The sequence below is a fragment of the Halomonas sp. LC1 genome, from assembly GCF_030247125.1.
Lineage (GTDB): Bacteria > Pseudomonadota > Gammaproteobacteria > Pseudomonadales > Halomonadaceae > Vreelandella.
In genome coordinates this window covers 48,912-67,864 of record NZ_JASSPG010000006.1, presented here as the reverse complement: position 1 = coordinate 67,864, position 18,953 = coordinate 48,912, and the positions used below count along the sequence as shown (strand labels likewise).

The following is an 18,953-nucleotide window of genomic DNA, read 5'->3' as shown; positions in this document are numbered from 1 at the left end:
TCTCTCACTCACTTTCTCTCACTAACCTCTAAGGAATACGCGTTATGCTGAGCTTCGCGCTTGGAATCGGCACCCAAAACACCCAGGGCGACTGGCTGGAAATCTACTACCCGGCCCCGCTGCTCAATCCGGATGCGAGCCTGGTCGCCGCCGCCAAAGAAGCGCTGGATGCACCGACAGGCAATGCCCCGGTGAGCTTCCTGCCGGAAGACTGCACCCGCCTGGCCAAAGCGCTGGAAGCGGCAGGCCACTCCGAGCAGGCCGCCCTGGCCGAGTCGCTGGCCACTAGCCAGCGCCCGCTGGTGGCGATGTTCCTGGAGAGCGACCAGCCGCCGCAAACCGCCCCTGAGGTGTACCTGAAGCTGCACCTGCTGTCGCATCGCCTGGTGAAGCCTCACGGTCTGGACCTGACCGGCATGTTCGGCCTGCTGCGAAACATCGCCTGGACCAACGAAGGCGCCATCGACATTGAAGAGCTGCCCGCCCGCCGTCTCAAGGCACGCTTGGCTGGCCGCACGCTGTCCGTCGACTGCGTGGACAAATTCCCCAAAATGACCGACTACGTCGTGCCCACCGGCATCCGCATCGGCGACACCGCCCGCGTACGTCTGGGCGCTTACCTGGGCGAAGGCACCACGGTCATGCATGAAGGGTTCGTCAACTTCAACGCGGGCACCGAAGGCCCCGGCATGATCGAAGGACGCATTTCCGCAGGTGTGATGGTCGGCAAAGGTTCTGACCTGGGCGGCGGTTGCTCGACCATGGGCACGCTATCGGGCGGCGGCAACATCATCATCAAGGTGGGCGAAGGCTGCCTAATTGGTGCCAATGCCGGCATCGGCATTCCGCTGGGTGACCGTTGCACCGTCGAAGCTGGCCTCTACATCACCGCAGGCTCCAAAGTGACGCTATTGGATGACCAGGGCCAGGAAGTCAATACCGTTGCCGCCCGCGAGCTGGCAGGCCAAGACGACCTGCTGCTGCGCCGCAACTCACAGAGTGGCCGCATCGAGTGCCTGACCAATAAAAGCGCCATTGCGCTGAACGAGGCGCTGCATGCCCATAACTGAGCCTGACTCACTGTCGCCGACGCTGACGCTGGCGTTCGAGCTGCTTAGCCGGGCATCGGTGACACCCGACGATGAAGGCTGCCAGAACCTGATGATCGAGCGCTTAACGGCGCTCGGTTTCCATATCGAGCAGCTCCCCTTTGGCGACGTGAAGAACTTTTGGGCCGTACGCGGTCATCACGGCCCGGTGATTGCCTTTGCCGGACACACCGACGTGGTGCCCAGCGGGCCACACACCAACTGGGAATTTCCGCCTTTCGAGCCCTGTATCGACGACCAAGGCATGCTGTGCGGGCGCGGCGCGGCGGACATGAAAGGCAGCCTGGCAGCGATGCTGACGGCGGTGGAGCGCTTTGTCGCCCGCTACCCCGACCACGAGGGGCGGATCGCGTTTTTGATTACCTCCGATGAAGAGGGGCCCGCCATCGACGGCACCCGCGCGGTGGTCGAACACCTTCGCGAGCGCAATGAACGCTTGGACTACTGCATCGTGGGCGAGCCCTCGTCTACCGCTCGCCTGGGCGACGTGATCAAAAACGGGCGCCGTGGCTCTTTGGGCGGCGTGCTGCATGTGAAAGGCGTGCAGGGCCATGTGGCCTACCCCCACCTAGCGCGCAACCCGATTCACCAAGCGATGCCCGCCCTGGATGCGCTCGTCAACGAGCATTGGGATGCAGGCAACGACTTCTTCCCTGCGACCAGTTTTCAGATCTCGAACATGCGTGCCGGTACCGGAGCCACCAACGTGATTCCTGGCGAGGTAGAGGTGGTGTTCAACTTCCGCTACTCCACCGAAGTCACCCATGACGAGCTGCGCTCACGCACCGAGGCGATTCTGGATCAGCACGGCCTCGAGTACCACATTGATTGGACCCTGAACGGCGAGCCATTCCTGACCGCAGAAGGCGAGCTGGTGGATGCGGCGATTCGTGGCGTGGAAGCCGTGACCGGTGAGCGTCCGCAGCTCTCCACCAGCGGCGGCACCTCCGATGGCCGTTTCATTGCCACCCTAGGCGCCCAGGTGGTCGAACTCGGACCGCTCAATGACACCATCCACAAGGTGAACGAGCGCGTGCGGGCCAGCGATTTGGATGGGCTGAGCCGCATCTACGAAGCAACCCTGCAAGCGCTGCTGACCACCGATGAGGTAAGCGTATGATGGAGCGGTTTCCGGATATCGAAGTGTATCTGGCGCGGGTCACGCTGGATGACGTCAATGCTTGGCTGGCCGAGGTCCTGAGCGCACCACCCCTCAGCCCGGCAGGCAAGGGGAAATGGAAAACCCGCGGCCAACATCAGGGCGATAGCGTGCCGGTGCTGCTGGTGGACAACGCTGCCGATGGTTTTGCCAGTCTCTGGTTCGACAGCAGCCAGACGCCGTGGCACACCGACCAAGAGTGCGCCCAGCACGCCGCCGAAGCGCTGCAGGTGGAAGTCCGCTGCTCGCTGGGAGGCTGGCACCCCGGCGATGACCCTGACCGCTTTTGGCAAGTGCTGCCCGGCGGGCAGGAGAGCGCCATCGAATGGCCGGACTCAGGCCGCTAAACGCAAAAACCCCCGCACGTTGCGGGGGTTTTCTCTATCGGCACGCCGACACGCCCGTTAGCGCTGCGCCTATGCGGCAGCGCCTGAACGCTTACTCGATAATGCTGACGTCATCGGCCTGCAGACCGCGATCGTTTTTAATGACGTGATAGCGAACGATCTGACCTTCAGCCAGCATGCGCGGGCCACGGCCACGAATCGCACGGAAGTGAACGAACACGTCTTCCCCGTTATCGCGGGTAATGAAGCCGTACCCTTTATTGGTGTTGAACCACTTGACCTCTCCCTCTTCACGGCCATCGTTGGGGTCGATGATATCTTCCTCTTCATCATCTTCCGCCACCGGAGCAGGCGCTTGAGGCTGGCGCGGTGCTGGTTTTACTCGTGCCACATCCGCTTTCACCACCATCGGCGGTGCCAGAGCCGCTGCGGCTAACGTGCCCACAAACAACATGACAAAGCAGCCAAGGGCCACGGCGGCATACACACTAAACGCCGCTTCGGCCAACCACTGATCAGCCATCGGTGCATTGGTTAAATGAACGATCCCCGCCAACAAAAGCGGCGTGGGGGCGGCGAGTAAGATACTGATAAAGAAACAGCGAAAAACAACTTTTGGGTTCATAGATGATGAAAGCTCTCTTGTTGTATGGGTAACAGACGAAGGACAATACTCGAACTACCAGGCCCATTCCTAACAGTACCGAGCATACTACACAAGGTGACGATGTTATCATGACAAACGAATTATCGCCTGCCGAGCTCACTCAACGTCTTGAATCGATGGAGAGTCGGCTGGCTTATCAGGAACACTGGTTGGATACGCTCGACCAAGCGGTCGCCCAGCAAGAGCGCCGCTTGGAAAAACTCGAGCAACTTAGCGCCTTGATGCGCGAACGGCTACGGGAACAGCATCAGGCGCTCCAGGCGGGTGATACCCAAGGCAGTTTCCGCCCTGAAGATGACGTTCCGCCCCACTATTGAGCGCTAGACCACGCTTCACCCCTTTATCATCCCACTACACTGCCGGGGTCCACGCTCTCCAACCCAAAGGCCTCTGCGACCGCGCGGTACGTGATCTGACCGTTATGTACGTTCAAGCCGGGTAAAAAGTGCGCATCGTCGGCGAGGGCTCGTTGCCAACCTTTATCGGCGAGCGCCAGCACGAAAGGGAGAGTGGCATTGGTCAGCCCTAGCGTAGAGGTCCGCGCTACGGCGCCGGGCATGTTGGCCACGCAGTAGTGAACGATGCCATCCACGAGATACGTCGGCTCGGCGTGGGTGGTGGGCCGGCTAGTTTCGAAACAACCGCCCTGATCGATCGCCACGTCTACCAGTACGCTCCCCGGCTTCATGTCTGCCAGCATGGCGCGCGTGATCAGCTTGGGGGCTGCAGCCCCCGGAATGAGCACGGCCCCCACGATCATGTCCGACTCTCGTACCGCGTGATCCAGCGCGTCGGCCGTGGAGTAAACGGTTTTGATGCGCCCCTGATAGCGATCATCCAGCACTTCCAGCCGGGCAATGGATTTATCCAGAATCGTGACGTCCGCGCCCAGTCCCAGCGCCATGCGAGCAGCGTTCTCGCCCACCACGCCACCGCCGATCACTGTCACCTTGCCTGGCGACACACCGGGGACACCCGGCAGCAGTACGCCAGAACCGCCCTGCGCTTTCTCCAGGCTATGCGCCCCCGCCTGTACGGCCATTCGGCCAGCGACGGTGCTCATGGGGGCAAGCAGTGGCAGGCCGCCTTTGGCATCGGTAATGGTTTCGTAGGCAATACAAGTGGCACCACTTTCTATTAGCCCTTGGGTGAGGGACTTTTCAGCGGCCAAGTGCAAGTAGGTAAACAGCGTATGCTCCGGGGTGAGACGCGCGACTTCCTCTGGCTGCGGCTCTTTGACTTTCAAGATCAGCTCGGCGTGTTGCCACAGCGCCTCCACGCTTTTTTCGATGGTGGCGCCCGCGCTTTGATAAGCGCTATCGGGAAAGCCTGCGCCGTCGCCCGCGCCACTCTCCACGTAGACATGGTGGCCACGCCCGGTTAGCTCGCGCACCCCTGTCGGCGTAAGGGCGACACGGTACTCGTGATTTTTGATCTCTTTGGGAACGGCAATTTTCATGGCTGAATTCTCCACAGTTCGGATGAACGACACGTCGCTCACTGCATTACAGCACAGCCGGTGAGAACCACCACCCCTATGAATCAAAACGAAAAAAACGCCGGCTAAGGCGTTTTTTAACAGAAAGATCTAGTGCGTGAGCGCGGCACACGAAAAAATCGACGCTCCTCAGCGCCGCCTCATCGCTCCTCGATCACCGCACTGCCATAGATACGCTGATACTCGTCGGGCAAACGCTTCGGGCGGCCGCTGGAGAGGGCCACGCACGCAAATCGGGTGCGGGCGTTGAGCAGCGTTTTGCCATCCTCCACACGCTTCAACTGAAAGCGACGGGTTAGGCTAAACCGGCCGTCGCAGGCGACGATCCAAGTCGCAAGCTGCAGCGCATCGCCGGAAAAGGCGGGTGCGAGATAGTCCAGCTCATGGCGGTGTACCACCATTGCCCTGTCCAGCGTTCGGTAGCGCTCAAGAGAGAGCCCCAGTGCCTCGGAGTGCGCCCAGCTAATTTGCTCAACCCAGCGCAAGTACTCGCTGTTATTGACGTGCTGATAGGCATCGATCGCCTCGGGCAGCACCTTCAGGTCGATCACAAACGGGTCTGGCAATGCCCACTCCATGTGGCTCTCTCCTTGTTCTACCTCATATTGACGGTTAGCGGGGGGTCAATCGCGGAATACGCGAACGCCCAGCGCCTTCAAATAGGCCGTTTCCGGAATGGCCGGATGTACCGGATGATCCGGCCCTTGGTGGCCCTGGAAGATGACCTGGCCGTGACGATCCTGGTGGCGCACCGCGCCACGGACTACGTCGACCAAGCGCTCGGACGCCAAGTGCATGGAACACGACGCCGACAGCAGCAGGCCGTCGCGGCCCAGCAAACGCATCGCCTCACGATTGAGACGCGAGTAGGCGCGCTCACCGTTGGGAATGTCCTTGCGCTTTTTGATGAACGCAGGCGGATCGAGAATCACCACGTCGAACTGCTCGCCATCCGCCTTCAATGCCGCCAGGGCTTCAAAGGCGTCGCCTTCGCCAATCGCCACCTGCTCTTGAACACCGTTGAGTTCGGCGTTGCGCGCCACCTGCTCCAACGCCGCACCGGATGCGTCCACGCAGAGCACTTCTGAGGCACCGCTGGCCGCTGCCTGAACGCCCCAGCCACCCACGTAGCTGAAGACATCCAGTACGCGCTTACCCGCCACTTGGCTGTTGAGCCAAGCGCGGTTGACGCGATGATCGTAGAACCAGCCGGTTTTCTGGCCGTTCAGCACCGGCACGGCAAAGGTGACGCCATTTTCGACCAGCAGCACTTCATCGGGCAGCGTGCCTTTGACCACTTCCACGTGGGCTTCCAGACCCTCCTGACGGCGGCCACCGGTGTCGTTACGGAAGACGATGGCGCTCGGCTTGACGACTTTCTCCAGCGCATCGACGATCTCCTCTGCCAGTGCCTGCATACCGGCGGTGTTGAGCTGCACCACCAGCACATCGCCAAACCGGTCGATCACCAAGCCCGGCAGCAGATCGCCTTCACCGTGAATCAGACGATAGAACGGCTGATCGAACACGCGCTGACGCAGCGCGAGCGCTTGATTGAAACGATGCACGAACAGCGAGCGGTCCAGGCGCATTTCAGGATCGCGGGACATGACGCGCCCACAGATCAACGAGTGGGGATTCACGTAAGCCACGCCCAGCGTTTTTCCGTTGGACGCCTCCACGAGCGCAGGCTCACCCGCCGCAAAGTTTTTCAGCGGCGTCTCTTTGATATCGACTTCGTTGGAGTAGATCCACAGATGGCCAGCCTTCAAGCGGCGATCGGCGTTCTTGTTCAGGCGCAGGCGTTGAGTCACAACAATCTCCAAAAGAGCAGGCGAGCAACGTCGACGCGCTGCCCGCATAAGCAAAACAGGTCGCCGCCCAAGGCGGCGATTAGCGCTGGCAGCCGGGGCAAAACACGCTGGCCCGCTGGCCCAGAGTGATCCGCCTCAGCTCGCTGCCACAGCGCAGGCAGGGCTGCCCGTGGCGACCGTAAACGTTCAGCCGCTGGGCGAAATAACCGGGCTCTCCTTGGCCGCTGACGAAATCGCGCAGCGTGGTGCCGCCCTGGGTAATGGCTGCCGCCAAGACTTCTTTGACGGCGGCCGCCAGCGCATCGTAGCGCGCCCGGGAGATACGCCCCGCCGCACGGCGCGGGTCGATACCAGCCATGAACAGCGCTTCAGCGGCATAGATATTGCCCGCACCCACGACCACACGGTTATCCATCAAAAAGGGTTTGACTGCCACGCGCTTGTCACGGGACAGGCGGTAGAGCCACTGGCCATCGAAGGCCTCGCTCAGCGGCTCGGGGCCAAGATGCGCAAGGCGGGTATCGCGACTGCCGTCGCCCTGCTGCCAGTCGACGAAACCAAACCGCCGCGGGTCATGGTAGCGCAGCACATAGCCGCTGGCCGTCACAAGATCCACATGATCGTGTTTTTTAGGCACGTCGCCCAGGCGCGCAATACGCAGGCTTCCCGACATGCCCAAGTGCCACAGCAGCGTGGCATGGCCATCGGGCATAGCTAGCGGCATCTGCAAATACTTGGCGCGGCGCGCCAGCTCGCCGACGCGCGCGCCGATCAGGCGATCGGCCAGATCGTCAGGCACCGGCACGCGCAAGCGCGGCTGGCGCACTCGCACTTCGGTAATCTCTTGCCCTTCGAGATAGGGGGCAATGCCACGTCGTGTGGTTTCTACTTCAGGCAGTTCGGGCATGATGAAAGCCTATGATGACAGCGCCGTGACAGCCAGGACCAGCCAGGGCACTAACGACAGACATGCAAAAACCCGGCTTTAGGCCGGGTTTTTCAACAGGCGCTCGCCTGCGGTGAAAGCCGATCATCGTAACCGCGATTACTTGATCTTGGCTTCCTTGTAGATGACGTGCTTACGGACCACCGGGTCGTATTTCTTGAATTCGAACTTATCCGGGGTGTTCCGCTTGTTCTTATCAGTGGTGTAGAAGTGGCCAGTACCGGCACTAGACACCAGCTTGATCTTATCGCGCATGGTTTAACTCTCCCAAAAGTGCTTAGCAGAAGCTAGCTTAGATAGCGTCGCCGCGTTTGCGGATGTCGGCCAGAACCGTCTCGATACCTTTCTTGTCGATGATGCGCATGCCTTTGGAGGAAACGCGCAGCTTGACGAAGCGGTTTTCGGATTCAACCCAAAAACGATGGGTGTGCAGGTTCGGCAAGAAACGACGACGTGTCTTACGCTGGGAGTGAGAAACGTTATTACCAGTTACCGGACGCTTGCCGGTAACCTGACATACTTTGGACATGAGAGCCTCCAACCGCTTGGCGAGTTGTTCAAAACTGTCGGGCAAACCGGAGCAGGGAGGGAGTCGACGCAGTTAACCGCCTAGCTGTACCCAAATCCGTTATTCAACCCAAGTTCAAAGGTGGCACTTTATACCAGAGCACCTAGCTACCAGCAAGCGAAACCGCCCAAAAAGGCCAAAAAAGCGCGTTTTTGGACAATTTACTTAGAAAAGAGGCATTGGCCTTACGACCCGCCGCACGTTTTCTCCTGCTGATATGACGGCTATAGCCAGCCACGCTCGGCAAACGACACCACGTCTCCGTCTCCCACCACAAAATGATCGAGAACCCGCACGTCAAAGAGTGCAAGGGCATCTTTCAAGCGTTCGGTGATACGTCGATCGGCATCGCTGGGCTCAGCCACACCCGAGGGGTGATTGTGGGCCAGGATGACAGCGCCAGCGTGTAGTTCCAGCGCACGCTTGGCAACTTCGCGGGGATAAACGGATGCGCTGTCTAGGGTACCGCGAAACAGGGATTCATAGCGAATAATTCGGTGCTGCGTATCCAAAAAAAGTACCGCGAACTCTTCATGCCCCAAATGACGCAGCTGAGAGCTCAGGTAGTGACGCACTAAGGCAGGTGAGGTTAACGCATTGCCACGCGCCAGTTGGCTGGCTAAATGCCGCCTTGAAAGCTCAAGTGTGGCCTGTAGTTGCGCAAATTTAGCGCTCCCCAGCCCACGAGCGGCACAGAACTGGGTTTGGTCGGCTTCCAGCAACTGCCTTAATCCCCCGAAACTGGTAAGCAGGTCCCGCGCCAAATCCACCGCAGAGCGCCCCTGCACCCCTACGCGAAGAAAAATAGCCAGAAGCTCCGCATCCGAGAGCGCCTGAGCGCCCATATTGAGCAGTTTTTCCCGTGGCCGCTCGCCCTCAGGCCAGTGATTAATTCCCATTCGACGCCTCCCTGCCTCTACACTTGATGAGCGATGCCTACCGCACACCTCACTTTACCTAGCTTTATTAGCGCTCGCCTGAGCATGCCAAAATAATCGGTCAAATGGTATGGTAAGCCCCTTGTTGATCGTCACACTGGACTGCCCACCATGGCCTCACTTTCGCACTCCCCTTTGTCGTCACTTGCGGGTAAGCGCCTGCTGCTCGGCGTTAGCGCGGGCATCGCGGCGTACAAAAGCGCGCTGATCGTACGGCTGCTCAAGCAGGCGGGCTGCGAAGTGCGCGTGGTCATGACCGAGGGGGCCCAAGCCTTCATCACGCCCCTCACGCTTCAGGCGCTCTCGGGCGAGCCCGTGCGGACCTCGCTCCTCGATCCTGACGCGGAAGCCGGCATGGGACACATCGAGCTCGCCCGCTGGGCGGATGCCATCGTCATCGCCCCGGCCACGGCCGACCTGATCGCGCGGCTGGTGCACGGCATGGCGGATGACCTGCTCACTACGCTCTGCTTGGCCTCCGAGGCGCCACGACTCATCGCGCCAGCGATGAATCAAGCCATGTGGCGCCACCCCGCCACTCAGCGCAACGTCGCCCAGCTGGCCAGCGACGGCTGGCAGCTCATTGGCCCCGCCGCAGGCGACCAAGCTTGCGGTGACGTCGGCCCAGGGCGAATGAGCGAGCCTGAGGAGATCACTGAAGCGCTTCGCCGCCATTTTGCTCCACCGTCCATTGCCTCCCAAGATGCTCCGCACGTGGTGATTACTGCTGGCCCTACCCGGGAAGCATTAGACCCCGTCCGCTACCTGTCGAATCACAGCTCAGGCAAGATGGGCTATGCCCTGGCAGCCGAAGCCGCCGCGCAAGGGGCACGGGTTACGCTGATCAGCGGCCCGGTCAATCTGCCCACCCCTCAGGGGGTCGAGCGGATCAGCGTCGATACGGCCCTGCAGATGCACGAGGCAGCGCTGCGTCTCGCCCCAACGGCAGCACTGTTCATTGGTTGCGCAGCGGTGGCCGATTACCGCGCCGCCCATGCGGCCGAGCACAAGCTGAAAAAAACCGACGACCAGGACACCCTGACGCTCACGCTGGTGAAAAACCCCGACATCATTGCCGACGTGGCGGCACTGCCAGACGGCCAGCGCCCGTTCGTCGTGGGCTTTGCCGCCGAGACCCAGGACGTGGATCGCTACGCCCAGGACAAGCTCACCCGCAAAGGGCTCGACATGATCGTCGCCAACGACGTTTCCCAGCAGGGCCTGGGCTTTGGCAGCGACGACAACGCAGCGCTCCTGCTATGGCGAACGCCCCATGGAAGCGAGCAATGGGCGGCGGCGCCGCAACTCAAAACCCAGTTGGCCGCGCTGATCGTTCAACGCGCTTTCACACAACTCTCCTTGACCACCTCTGGAGCCTGACCATGAGTAGCCCCCGCCCGCGCCTACAGTGCCACGTTTTGGACGAGCGTCTGCATGACTATCTGCCCACCTACGCCACGGCAGGCTCTGCAGGCATGGATTTACGGGCGTTGCTGGATGAGCCGCTGACGCTCGCCCCTGGCAAGTGTCAGCTCGTGCGCACCGGGCTGGCCATCTATATCGAAGACCCAGGCTTAGCGGGCATGATTTTGCCGCGCTCTGGCCTTGGCCATAAACACGGCATCGTACTGGGCAATCTGGTAGGTTTGATCGACTCCGACTACCAGGGCGAGCTGATGATCTCGGTCTGGAACCGCGGTCAGGCCAGCTTCACGATCACCCCCTTCGAACGGCTCGCCCAATACGTTCTGGTGCCCGTGGTGCAAGCTGATCTCGACCTCGTCGATCGCTTCACCGACTCGTCCCGCGGCAGCGGCGGTTTTGGCAGCACCGGGCGTCAATAACGCGCCGACTCACTCCCCTATCAGCGTTTTCAAGGATCGATGATGACCGTACCCGCTTCGATATTTCGCGCCTACGACATTCGCGGCGTAGTAGATGACACACTTGACGACGCCACCACCGAGCTGATTGGCCGCGCCGTCGGCTCCGAAGCGGCCGCTCGTGGCGAACAGACGGTGATCGTGGCCCGGGATGGCCGCACGTCTGGGCCGCGCCTGCAGGCGGCGCTCATTCGCGGCCTACAGGCCGCAGGGCGGGACGTGATCGACATCGGCATGGTGCCCACACCGGTCCTCTACTTTGCCACGCATACGCTGGCAGAGAGCCGCTCAGGCGTGATGCTCACCGGTAGCCACAACCCGCCGGACTACAATGGCTTTAAAATCGTCCTGGCGGGGGACACCTTATCGGGCGACGCGATTACTGCGCTCTTTGAGCGCATTCAGGCAGGTAATTTCACTCAAGGCAACGGTAGCGTTCGCCACCACGATTTGCGCGCCACCTACCTGGAGCGCATCTTGAGCGATGTGACGCTGGCACGCCCGCTCAGCGCCGTGGTGGATTGCGGCAACGGTGTGGCAGGCGAATTAGGCCCCCAGCTCGTCGAACGTTTGGGCGTCGCCACCACGCCGCTGTTCGCCGAGATCGATGGGCGCTTCCCCAACCATCACCCCGACCCCGGTAAGCCTGAAAATCTGCAGGACCTGATTCGCCATGTTCAACAGACCGGTGCCGACATCGGCCTGGCCTTCGATGGCGACGGTGACCGTCTAGGCGTCGTCACGCCCCGAGGGCGCATGATTTATCCCGACCACCTGATGATGCTGTTTGCCACCGATATGCTGTCGCGCAACCCGGGCGCCAAAGTCGTCTTCGATATCAAGTGCACCGGCAACCTAGCGAAGGTGATTAGCGAGGCAGGCGGTGATCCCGAGATGTGGCGCACCGGCCACTCGCTCATCAAAGCGCGGATGAAAGAGACCGGCGCGCTGCTGGGCGGTGAAATGAGCGGTCATCTCTTTTTCAAAGAGCGCTGGTACGGTTTCGATGATGGCCTCTACTCGGCCGCTCGACTGCTGGAGATCCTTTCCCAGTTCCAAGGCGATGCGGACGCTTTTTTCGACCAGTTCCCCCAGGATGTCAGCACGCCAGAGATCAATATCAGCGTTGCCGATGAAGAAAAATTTGCCATTATCGAGACGCTTGCCAGAGAGGGCGACTTCGGCGAAGGTATCAAAACCACGCTGGATGGCATTCGCGTTGATTACCCAGACGGCTGGGGATTATGCCGCGCCTCAAACACGACGCCTGCACTGGTTCTGCGTTTCGAGGGAAAGGACAGCGAAGCACTTGCTCGCATCCGTGAACGCTTTGCAAACGCGCTGCACGGTGTCGCACCTACACTGACCATACCGGCCACCACAACGGCATGATCGCGCCTTTAGAACGCGCGACGTGTTAAACAGGCTGTGATTGCCAGCCGCGCACAGCGACGCAACCGACATTAAAAAAGAGCCAAGGGACATCGTCATGAGTTCAGCTAGCCGCGACCCTCAGGTCGTTGTGGAGGTGCTGTCAGAAGCACTTCCCTATATTCAGCAATTTTCCGGTAAAACCGTCGTCGTCAAATACGGCGGCAACGCCATGACCGAAGACACGCTGATCGACTCGTTTGCTCGTAACATCGTGCTGATGAAAGAGGTTGGCATCAACCCGGTAGTGGTGCACGGCGGCGGCCCGCAAATTGGCAGCCTGCTGGAGAAGCTCAATATCGAATCCCGCTTCGTCAACGGCATGCGGGTCACCGACTCCCAAACCATGGACGTGGTCGAGATGGTACTGGGCGGCTTGGTCAACAAGAGCATCGTCAACCTGATCAACCAAAGCGGCGGCAAAGCGATTGGTTTGACCGGAAAAGATGGCGCTCAAATTCGCGCTCGCCAGCTCAAGGTAGAGCACCAAAGCCCGGAGATGACCGCGCCGGAGATCATCGATATTGGCCACGTGGGCGAAGTGGAGTCGATCTCCACCGACCTCATCGAGATGCTGGCCGCTCGCGACTTCATCCCGGTCATCGCGCCTATCGGGGTTGATGACGAAGGGAACAGCTACAACATCAACGCCGACCTGGTGGCAGGAAAGCTGGCCGAAGCGCTGAACGCCGAAAAGCTGATGCTGCTCACCAATGTGGCAGGCTTGATGAACAGCGAAGGCAAGGTCCTGACCGGGCTCACGACCGCTCAGGTGGACGGTCTGATTGCCGACGGCACCATCTACGGCGGGATGCTCCCCAAGATCCGCTGCGCGCTGGACGCGGTGAAAGGCGGCGTGAACAGCGCCCACATCATCGATGGGCGTGTGCCCCACGCCGTACTGCTGGAAATTTTCACCAACGCCGGGGTAGGCACCCTGATCACTGACGCAGGCTAATCGCGACGGAGGGCAAGAGTCATGAGTGACGATCGCAAACCTCGCCGCCGCGAGCAGATACTGCAGGCGCTGGCCATCATGCTGGAAGAGGATAGCGGTAAACGCATCACCACGGCTGCCCTGGCGCGCCAAGTGGGCGTTTCCGAAGCGGCGCTGTATCGCCATTTTCCCAGCAAGGCGCGCATGTTCGAGGGCTTGATCGACTTTATCGAAGAGAGCATTTTCGCCCGAATCACCCGCATTCTCGATGATATTCCCGACGCAACCACCCGCTGCGGAACGATTCTCTCGCTCCTGCTTGGGTTTGCCGAGAAGAACCCAGGGCTTGCCAGGGTACTGGGAGGCGATGTGCTCACCGGAGAGACCGCTCGACTGCGCCAGCGGGTACACCAGCTCTTCGAGCGCCTAGAGACCCAGCTCAAGCAGGTGCTCCGTGAAGCCGAGCTGCGCGAAGGGCTGCGCACCAGCATTTCCGCCTCGGCCGCCGCCAATTTGTTGATCGCTCAGGCCGAGGGGCGTATTTCGCAATACGTACGCAGCGACTTCAAGCGGCTACCTACCGAGTATTGGGACGACCAGTGGACGCTGATCTCGGGCCAGCTGTTACGGGCCACGGCCCAACCTGCATGACGTGACAGACGAACGAGGCAAACGAAAACGCCCCGGCGGTGCGAACCGTCGGGGCGTTTTTTATCGTGACGACTCAGCGTTACGCTGCGATCACCGCGTCGCCCATTTTCTGGCGAAGCTTCTTCATGGCGTTCTTTTCGAGCTGGCGAATACGCTCGGCGCTAACGCCGTACACATCGGCCAAATCGTGCAGCGTGGCTTTATCGTCGGTGAGCCAGCGGCGCTGCAGAATATCCCGCGAGCGCTCATCCAGCCCTTTGAGCGCCAATTGAAGACGGCGCGTGGAGTCCTCTTCGAAGTCACTATCTTCGAGCTGCGTTGCCGGGTCGGCGGAGGCATCGTCGAGGAAGTACGCTGGCGCTTGGTACGTGCTCTCTTCGTCGTCGCTGGGCGACGCATCGTACCCGGCATCGAATGCCGAGAGGCGGCCTTCCATATCGCGCACGACTTCCGGCTTCACGTCGAGGTCTTTGGCAATCGCATCGACCTCGTCGTTGTTCAGCCATGCCAAACGCTTTTTCGCGCTGCGCAGGTTGAAGAACAGCTTACGCTGCGCCTTGGTGGTGGCGATTTTGACGATACGCCAGTTACGCAGCACGAACTCATGAATCTCGGCTTTGATCCAATGCACGGCGAACGACACCAAGCGCACCCCTTGATTCGGGTCGAAGCGCTTCACGGCTTTCATCAAGCCTACGTTGCCTTCTTGGATCAAGTCCGCTTGCGGCAGGCCGTAGCCTGAGTAGCTGCGGGCAATGTGCACCACAAACCGCAGGTGCGACAGCACCAACCGGCGCGCTGCCTCCAGATCGCCCTCATCGTAGAGGCGGAACGCTAGCTCGCGCTCTTCCTCGACGCTCAGCACAGCGATGCCATTCACCGCTTGAATATAGCCTCCCAGGTCGTTACCTGGCGAAAGCTGTCCCACCGGTAGAAGACTAGTGCTCATGTGCAGGTGGTCTCCCTTAAAACCTATCGTGGTTGACGTGCTGGCGTGACGTGAATACGTGCTGCCAAACGTCTTGCATTAACGCTTAAGACCTTAGTCGAAGCCTAAGGTTCAAATGACCGATGCCAACACTGCATCGACCAACGGGGGTAGATATTCCCCGTGGTTGCCCGCATGACACAGGGTATCGAGTCTAGACGCTGCATGTAACTCTATGATGACAGCGGTGCAGGCGTCGGCTCAGCGCGGGCGAATACTGGACAGATGACGCGTGACGGCAAGCCAAGCGCCTAGCCAGCCAAGTAGTGTACTGCAAGATAGCAGAATTGTAGAGCCTGTCACGTCCAACTGCGGCAAGCTGAAGCTGGCACCGTAGCTGGCCGCCAGCGCGGCCACTGGCAACGATAGCCAGTGGTTGCCCAAGGCCAACAGCCCCAGCGCCAGGAGCCCTCCCCCCGCGCCATACCAGGCACCGCTGTACAAGAAGGGTCGACGCACGAAGGCGTGTGTCGCGCCGATCAGCATCACCACTTCGATTTCTCGACGCCGACTCTCCACCGCCAAGCGGATGGTATTGCCAACGACCAGCAGCACACCGAAACCGAACAGCACGCCCAGCGCCAGCGCAACGCGGCGGCCGAGTGCCGCCAAATGGCGCAGCCGCTCGACCCAGGCTAAATCCACGCGGACTTCGTCGATGCCAGCTAACCCCTCCAATCGCTCGGCCAGTTCGGCCATCGCAGCGGGCTCTACATCTTGGGGGGAAATGACGATGCTCGCGGGGAGCGGATTGTCCTCGAGCCCTGCTAGGGTATCGTCGATACCCAGCGACTGCTGAAAATCCGCCATGCCTTGCTCAGGGCTAATCATGCGCGTCTTGGCCACGCCGTCATCAGCGCTCACCGCCTCTTCGATTCGGGACGCTTGCGCTGCGTCGACGCCCATCTCGAGGTACACGGTGAGCGATGCGCTTTCATCCAGCTCGGCGTCCAGCAGCTTGGCGCTGTCCAGCGTCAGCCACAGGGCTGCGGGAAGCACCAGGGCGATGGCAATCGCCAGCATGGTCAGCAAGTTGCCCAGCGGGTAGCGCACCAGTCGAAAAAGGCTATCCAGCGCCATGGCGCGATGGTGACGGCCCCACGCTCGCAGGCGACTGCTAACGCGCGTTTGCTGAGAGCGAGCGCCGCTGCGGGGCGTTTTCTCGGGTGTAGGCGTAGCGGGCTTCACGGGCGCGCGGGCGGCGCGCGGACGCGGAGCAGCGCCGCTTTGGCGAGGGGTGGTCGAGCGCTTCATACGGCCCCCTCATCGGCGACGAGACGCCCATCACGCAGGCGCAGAATTCGATGACGTAGGCGCGCGATCAGCGCCAAGTCGTGACTCGCAATCATCACCGTGGTGCCGATACGGTTAAAGTCTTCGAATAGCGCCATGATATCGGCAGAGAGCTGGGGGTCGAGGTTTCCGGTGGGTTCGTCGGCCAGCAGCAGTGCGGGTTTGTTAACCACGGCGCGGGCGATGCCCACGCGCTGCTGCTCACCGCCCGACAGCTCGATGGGCAAGGCTTTTTCACGGTGTAACAGGCCAACCTTGTCCAGCGCGGCGCGCACGCGCCGGGCCGCTTCGCGGGGTTCCACCCCCTGAATGTCCAGCGGCAGCGAGACGTTGTGAAACACGCTACGATCGAACAGCAGCTGATGATCCTGAAACACCACGCCAATCTGACGGCGGTAGAACGGCACTTGGCTGGCGTGGAGCTGGGCGATGTCGTGCCCGGCCACGACGACGCGTCCCCGGCTGGGTTTTTCCAGCCGCATGATCAAGCGCAGCAGCGAACTTTTTCCCGCTCCCGAGTGGCCGGTGAGAAACACCATTTCACCTCTCGCGACGCGAAAGTTCAGGTGTGCCAGCGCCTCGAAGCGCCCTCCGTAGCGCTTCCCCACGTGCTCAAAGGCAATCATGCGCGGCCATCGTCTCCCTGGCGGTCAAATAGCGCGTTGACGAAATCGTTAGCGTTGAAGGGGCGCAGGTCGTCCAGACCTTCGCCTACCCCAATGAAGCGGATCGGCGTCTCGAGCTGCTTTGCCAGCGCGAAGATGATGCCGCCTTTGGCGGTGCCATCCAGCTTGGTCAGAGTAATCCCGCTAATCGGCACCGCTTCGTTGAAGGTCGTGGCCTGGGAAATGGCGTTCTGCCCCGTGCCCGCATCCAGTACCAGCATGACCTCGTGGGGCGCTGTGTCATCGAGCTTCTGCATTACCCGATGGACTTTTTTCAACTCTTCCATCAGGTGGCTCTTGTTGTGCAACCGCCCGGCAGTATCGGCGATCAGCACGTCCACGCCGCGAGACTTGGCGGCCGCCACCGCGTCGTATATCACCGAAGCGCTGTCGGCACCGGTATGCTGAGCAATAACCGGCACACTGTTCCGCTCGCCCCACACCTTCAACTGCTCGACCGCCGCGGCACGGAAAGTATCCCCGGCCGCCAGCATGACGCTCTTACCTTCGCGCTGAAAGCGCTGGGTGAGCTTACCGATGGTGGTGGTCTTACCAACGCCATTGACCCCGACCACCAAAATCACGAAGGGGCCATCACTCTCTTTCTCGAAGCTGAGCGGAGCCGACACGGGGGCCAGCAGCGCGGCTAACTCTTCCTGCAGGCCACGGTAGAGCGCCTCGGGGTTGTTCAGCTCTTTGCGGGACACCCGCGCTTCCAAACGCTCGATGATCTCGCTCGTCGCTTCGATACCCACATCGGCCATGAGCAGCTGAGTTTCCAGATCTTCCAGCAGCTCGTCATCGATATGCTTTTTGCCCAGGAACAGATCGGCCAGACCGTCGGTCAGGTTGGCGCGAGTTTTCCCTAGACCAGACTTGATGCGCGCAAACCAGCCTTTCTTTTCGCCCTTTTCCGCCACCGGCTTCTCTTGAAGGGCTGGCTTCGCGGCGGGCTCTGGCTCTGGCTCTGGCTCTGGCTCTGGCTCTGGCTCTGGCTCTGGCTCTGGCTCTGGCTCTGGCTCTGGCACAGTATCCATCATCGGCGCCGGGGCCACGTCCTCATCGACCCCGGTGGGCTGCACGTCCTCTTTGTTCACCGGCTCGGGCGACTGCCCCTGAGCGAGCGCGTCGGCGTCCTCGCGCGCTGCCGGCTTAAGGGATTCTTCTTCCTGCGGCTCGGCCGGCGATGTCGCCGGGGCTGAAACCTCCGCCTCAGGCGCCGTATCGGGCGCGCCTTCGGGCTCTTCCGGCAGCGCTGGCTGCTCCTGGGCGTCTTGAGGCTCCTGCTGGGAGTCGTGCTTTTTCTTACGTTTGAAAAAACCGAACATAGGTGTCATCCGACTAAATAGGTGATCATTGGGATTATCCTACCACCGCAGACCAAGACTTTGGATAAGTAGCCCGCTACAATCGCGATATGAAACGACAACACCCTTCTCGCGCTTCCTCGCGCCCATCGACATCCTCTCGCGGCCAAGCCAAACTGCCGGGGAAGCTGCGCATCATCGGCGGTGATTTTCGCCGCCGTCAGCTACCCGTACTCGACCGCCCGGGCCTGCGTCCCACGCCGGACCGCGTACGCGAAACGCTGTTCAATTGGCTAGGCCAGGCCCTCTACGGCAAGCAGGTGCTGGACCTGTTTGCAGGCACCGGCGCGCTAGGCATCGAGTCGCTCTCACGGGGGGCCGCCGAGGTCACGTTCGTCGAGCGTGACGCCCAGGTGGCGTCGCATATTCGTGAGAACCTCACCACCTTGAAAGCCGCGCAGGGCAAGGTCATCACCGCCGATGCCCTAGCGTTCGTCGCGTCGCCAGGACAGCCGATGGACGTGGTGTTTCTCGATCCGCCCTTCCACCAGGGATGGGCCGCGTCTTGCTGCAGCGCATTAGAAGCACACGGATGGTTAGCCAAGGAAGCGATGATCTACTTGGAAACCGAACAGAGCCTGACACCAACGGTACCGGCCAACTGGCAGCTCCATCGTGAAACCCAGGCAGGTGAAAGCATGGCCAGGCTCTATCGACGGTTACCCGCGTAAAGCGCTTGCCGCCAAGTAACA

Annotated in this window: 22 protein-coding genes; 10 read left to right on the top strand and 12 right to left on the bottom strand. The window is 61.0% G+C overall.

What is annotated here, in order from left to right:
* Window positions 1-44 precede the first annotated feature (44 nt).
* From dapD to QIT27_RS10885, 3 genes are read left to right on the top strand one after another with little or no spacing between them, the layout of a single operon-like run.
* The gene (gene dapD / locus QIT27_RS10895; protein WP_285263804.1) at window positions 45-1,070 is read left to right on the top strand and encodes a 2,3,4,5-tetrahydropyridine-2,6-dicarboxylate N-succinyltransferase; all 1,026 of its coding nucleotides are present in this window, start codon (window positions 45-47) and stop codon (window positions 1,068-1,070) included.
* Complete coding sequence (dapE, locus tag QIT27_RS10890) at window positions 1,057-2,229, top strand: succinyl-diaminopimelate desuccinylase (protein WP_285263803.1); 1,173 nt, start codon at window positions 1,057-1,059, stop codon at window positions 2,227-2,229. The genes dapD and dapE overlap by 14 nt, the downstream gene beginning before the upstream one ends.
* Window positions 2,226-2,615, top strand: coding sequence for a hypothetical protein (locus QIT27_RS10885; protein ID WP_159340993.1), 390 nt, complete (start codon window positions 2,226-2,228; stop codon window positions 2,613-2,615). Before dapE ends, QIT27_RS10885 begins: the two co-directional genes overlap by 4 nt.
* Window positions 2,616-2,706: 91 nt before the next feature.
* On the opposite strand, the gene QIT27_RS10880 is transcribed toward QIT27_RS10885, so the two are convergent.
* Complete coding sequence (locus QIT27_RS10880; protein ID WP_159340991.1) at window positions 2,707-3,240, bottom strand: cold-shock protein; 534 nt, start codon at window positions 3,238-3,240, stop codon at window positions 2,707-2,709.
* Between the two features lie 110 nt (window positions 3,241-3,350).
* Here QIT27_RS10880 and QIT27_RS10875 point away from each other — a divergent pair, with 110 nt between their 5' ends.
* Complete coding sequence (locus tag QIT27_RS10875) at window positions 3,351-3,599, top strand: SlyX family protein (RefSeq protein ID WP_159340989.1); 249 nt, start codon at window positions 3,351-3,353, stop codon at window positions 3,597-3,599.
* Between the two features lie 26 nt (window positions 3,600-3,625).
* On the opposite strand, the gene ald is transcribed toward QIT27_RS10875, so the two are convergent.
* From ald to radC, 7 genes are all read right to left on the bottom strand, one after another.
* A complete protein-coding gene (gene ald / locus QIT27_RS10870; RefSeq protein ID WP_285263802.1) occupies window positions 3,626-4,741 on the bottom strand; it encodes an alanine dehydrogenase in 1,116 nt (371 codons plus the stop codon).
* Window positions 4,742-4,920: 179 nt separating this feature from the next.
* Window positions 4,921-5,358: an acyl-CoA thioesterase gene (locus tag QIT27_RS10865; protein ID WP_253019121.1), complete on the bottom strand. Its 438-nt coding sequence runs from the start codon at window positions 5,356-5,358 to the stop codon at window positions 4,921-4,923.
* A 45-nt stretch (window positions 5,359-5,403) separates the two neighbouring features.
* The gene (locus QIT27_RS10860) at window positions 5,404-6,594 is read right to left on the bottom strand and encodes a class I SAM-dependent rRNA methyltransferase (RefSeq protein WP_159340983.1); all 1,191 of its coding nucleotides are present in this window, start codon (window positions 6,592-6,594) and stop codon (window positions 5,404-5,406) included.
* Between the two features lie 79 nt (window positions 6,595-6,673).
* Entirely contained in the window at window positions 6,674-7,501 is an 828-nt protein-coding gene (mutM, locus tag QIT27_RS10855) for a bifunctional DNA-formamidopyrimidine glycosylase/DNA-(apurinic or apyrimidinic site) lyase (protein ID WP_253019122.1), read from the bottom strand.
* Between the two features lie 138 nt (window positions 7,502-7,639).
* Window positions 7,640-7,795 (bottom strand): 50S ribosomal protein L33, encoded by a 156-nt coding sequence (gene rpmG / locus QIT27_RS10850; RefSeq protein ID WP_009098622.1) that lies wholly within the window; start codon window positions 7,793-7,795, stop codon window positions 7,640-7,642.
* Between the two features lie 37 nt (window positions 7,796-7,832).
* Window positions 7,833-8,069, bottom strand: a complete 237-nt coding sequence (rpmB, locus tag QIT27_RS10845; protein ID WP_038481085.1) for a 50S ribosomal protein L28 — start codon at window positions 8,067-8,069, stop codon at window positions 7,833-7,835.
* Window positions 8,070-8,332: 263 nt separating this feature from the next.
* Entirely contained in the window at window positions 8,333-9,007 is a 675-nt protein-coding gene (gene radC, locus QIT27_RS10840) for a RadC family protein (protein ID WP_159340979.1), read from the bottom strand.
* 150 nt (window positions 9,008-9,157) lie between these two features.
* On the opposite strand from radC, the gene coaBC reads away from it, so the two are divergent.
* The 5 genes from coaBC to slmA all read left to right on the top strand — a co-directional run bounded on the left by coaBC (window position 9,158) and on the right by slmA (window position 13,948).
* Window positions 9,158-10,426 (top strand): bifunctional phosphopantothenoylcysteine decarboxylase/phosphopantothenate--cysteine ligase CoaBC, encoded by a 1,269-nt coding sequence (gene coaBC, locus QIT27_RS10835; RefSeq protein ID WP_285263801.1) that lies wholly within the window; start codon window positions 9,158-9,160, stop codon window positions 10,424-10,426.
* 2 nt (window positions 10,427-10,428) lie between these two features.
* Window positions 10,429-10,890 (top strand): dUTP diphosphatase, encoded by a 462-nt coding sequence (gene dut / locus QIT27_RS10830; RefSeq protein ID WP_285263800.1) that lies wholly within the window; start codon window positions 10,429-10,431, stop codon window positions 10,888-10,890.
* Between the two features lie 42 nt (window positions 10,891-10,932).
* A complete protein-coding gene (locus QIT27_RS10825) occupies window positions 10,933-12,321 on the top strand; it encodes a phosphomannomutase/phosphoglucomutase (RefSeq protein WP_285263799.1) in 1,389 nt (462 codons plus the stop codon).
* A gap of 97 nt (window positions 12,322-12,418) precedes the next feature.
* Complete coding sequence (gene argB / locus QIT27_RS10820) at window positions 12,419-13,318, top strand: acetylglutamate kinase (protein WP_159340971.1); 900 nt, start codon at window positions 12,419-12,421, stop codon at window positions 13,316-13,318.
* Between the two features lie 21 nt (window positions 13,319-13,339).
* Complete coding sequence (gene slmA / locus QIT27_RS10815; RefSeq protein WP_159340969.1) at window positions 13,340-13,948, top strand: nucleoid occlusion factor SlmA; 609 nt, start codon at window positions 13,340-13,342, stop codon at window positions 13,946-13,948.
* A gap of 79 nt (window positions 13,949-14,027) precedes the next feature.
* Here the strand turns inward: slmA and rpoH are convergent, their stop codons facing one another.
* The 4 genes from rpoH to ftsY form a co-directional block, all read right to left on the bottom strand.
* Window positions 14,028-14,897: an RNA polymerase sigma factor RpoH gene (gene rpoH / locus QIT27_RS10810; protein WP_159340967.1), complete on the bottom strand. Its 870-nt coding sequence runs from the start codon at window positions 14,895-14,897 to the stop codon at window positions 14,028-14,030.
* A 240-nt stretch (window positions 14,898-15,137) separates the two neighbouring features.
* On the bottom strand, window positions 15,138-16,190 hold the full coding sequence (gene ftsX, locus QIT27_RS10805) for a permease-like cell division protein FtsX (protein WP_253019126.1): 1,053 nt from the start codon (window positions 16,188-16,190) through the stop codon (window positions 15,138-15,140).
* Window positions 16,187-16,855 carry a cell division ATP-binding protein FtsE gene (gene ftsE / locus QIT27_RS10800; RefSeq protein WP_159340963.1) on the bottom strand — a complete coding sequence of 223 codons (669 nt, stop codon included), beginning with the start codon at window positions 16,853-16,855 and terminating at the stop codon, window positions 16,187-16,189. The genes ftsX and ftsE overlap by 4 nt, the downstream gene beginning before the upstream one ends.
* A complete protein-coding gene (gene ftsY / locus QIT27_RS10795; RefSeq protein ID WP_285263798.1) occupies window positions 16,852-18,222 on the bottom strand; it encodes a signal recognition particle-docking protein FtsY in 1,371 nt (456 codons plus the stop codon). Before ftsY ends, ftsE begins: the two co-directional genes overlap by 4 nt.
* A gap of 89 nt (window positions 18,223-18,311) precedes the next feature.
* Here ftsY and rsmD point away from each other — a divergent pair, with 89 nt between their 5' ends.
* Entirely contained in the window at window positions 18,312-18,932 is a 621-nt protein-coding gene (gene rsmD, locus QIT27_RS10790; RefSeq protein WP_285263797.1) for a 16S rRNA (guanine(966)-N(2))-methyltransferase RsmD, read from the top strand.
* Window positions 18,933-18,953 lie beyond the last annotated feature (21 nt).

Bases quoted from the DNA above. Each gene is read 5' to 3' on its own strand.
- dapD (WP_285263804.1), top strand. From the start codon at position 45: ATGCTGAGCTTCGCGCTTGGAATCGGCACCCAAAACACCCAGGGCGAC.
- dapE (WP_285263803.1), top strand. From the start codon at position 1,057: ATGCCCATAACTGAGCCTGACTCACTGTCGCCGACGCTGACGCTGGCG.
- QIT27_RS10885 (WP_159340993.1), top strand. From the start codon at position 2,226: ATGATGGAGCGGTTTCCGGATATCGAAGTGTATCTGGCGCGGGTCACG.
- QIT27_RS10880 (WP_159340991.1), bottom strand. From the start codon at position 3,240: ATGAACCCAAAAGTTGTTTTTCGCTGTTTCTTTATCAGTATCTTACTC.
- QIT27_RS10875 (WP_159340989.1), top strand. From the start codon at position 3,351: ATGACAAACGAATTATCGCCTGCCGAGCTCACTCAACGTCTTGAATCG.
- ald (WP_285263802.1), bottom strand. From the start codon at position 4,741: ATGAAAATTGCCGTTCCCAAAGAGATCAAAAATCACGAGTACCGTGTC.
- QIT27_RS10865 (WP_253019121.1), bottom strand. From the start codon at position 5,358: ATGGAGTGGGCATTGCCAGACCCGTTTGTGATCGACCTGAAGGTGCTG.
- mutM (WP_253019122.1), bottom strand. From the start codon at position 7,501: ATGCCCGAACTGCCTGAAGTAGAAACCACACGACGTGGCATTGCCCCC.
- rpmG (WP_009098622.1), bottom strand. From the start codon at position 7,795: ATGCGCGATAAGATCAAGCTGGTGTCTAGTGCCGGTACTGGCCACTTC.
- rpmB (WP_038481085.1), bottom strand. From the start codon at position 8,069: ATGTCCAAAGTATGTCAGGTTACCGGCAAGCGTCCGGTAACTGGTAAT.
- radC (WP_159340979.1), bottom strand. From the start codon at position 9,007: ATGGGAATTAATCACTGGCCTGAGGGCGAGCGGCCACGGGAAAAACTG.
- coaBC (WP_285263801.1), top strand. From the start codon at position 9,158: ATGGCCTCACTTTCGCACTCCCCTTTGTCGTCACTTGCGGGTAAGCGC.
- dut (WP_285263800.1), top strand. From the start codon at position 10,429: ATGAGTAGCCCCCGCCCGCGCCTACAGTGCCACGTTTTGGACGAGCGT.
- QIT27_RS10825 (WP_285263799.1), top strand. From the start codon at position 10,933: ATGACCGTACCCGCTTCGATATTTCGCGCCTACGACATTCGCGGCGTA.
- argB (WP_159340971.1), top strand. From the start codon at position 12,419: ATGAGTTCAGCTAGCCGCGACCCTCAGGTCGTTGTGGAGGTGCTGTCA.
- slmA (WP_159340969.1), top strand. From the start codon at position 13,340: ATGAGTGACGATCGCAAACCTCGCCGCCGCGAGCAGATACTGCAGGCG.
- rpoH (WP_159340967.1), bottom strand. From the start codon at position 14,897: ATGAGCACTAGTCTTCTACCGGTGGGACAGCTTTCGCCAGGTAACGAC.
- ftsX (WP_253019126.1), bottom strand. From the start codon at position 16,190: ATGAAGCGCTCGACCACCCCTCGCCAAAGCGGCGCTGCTCCGCGTCCG.
- ftsE (WP_159340963.1), bottom strand. From the start codon at position 16,855: ATGATTGCCTTTGAGCACGTGGGGAAGCGCTACGGAGGGCGCTTCGAG.
- ftsY (WP_285263798.1), bottom strand. From the start codon at position 18,222: ATGTTCGGTTTTTTCAAACGTAAGAAAAAGCACGACTCCCAGCAGGAG.
- rsmD (WP_285263797.1), top strand. From the start codon at position 18,312: ATGAAACGACAACACCCTTCTCGCGCTTCCTCGCGCCCATCGACATCC.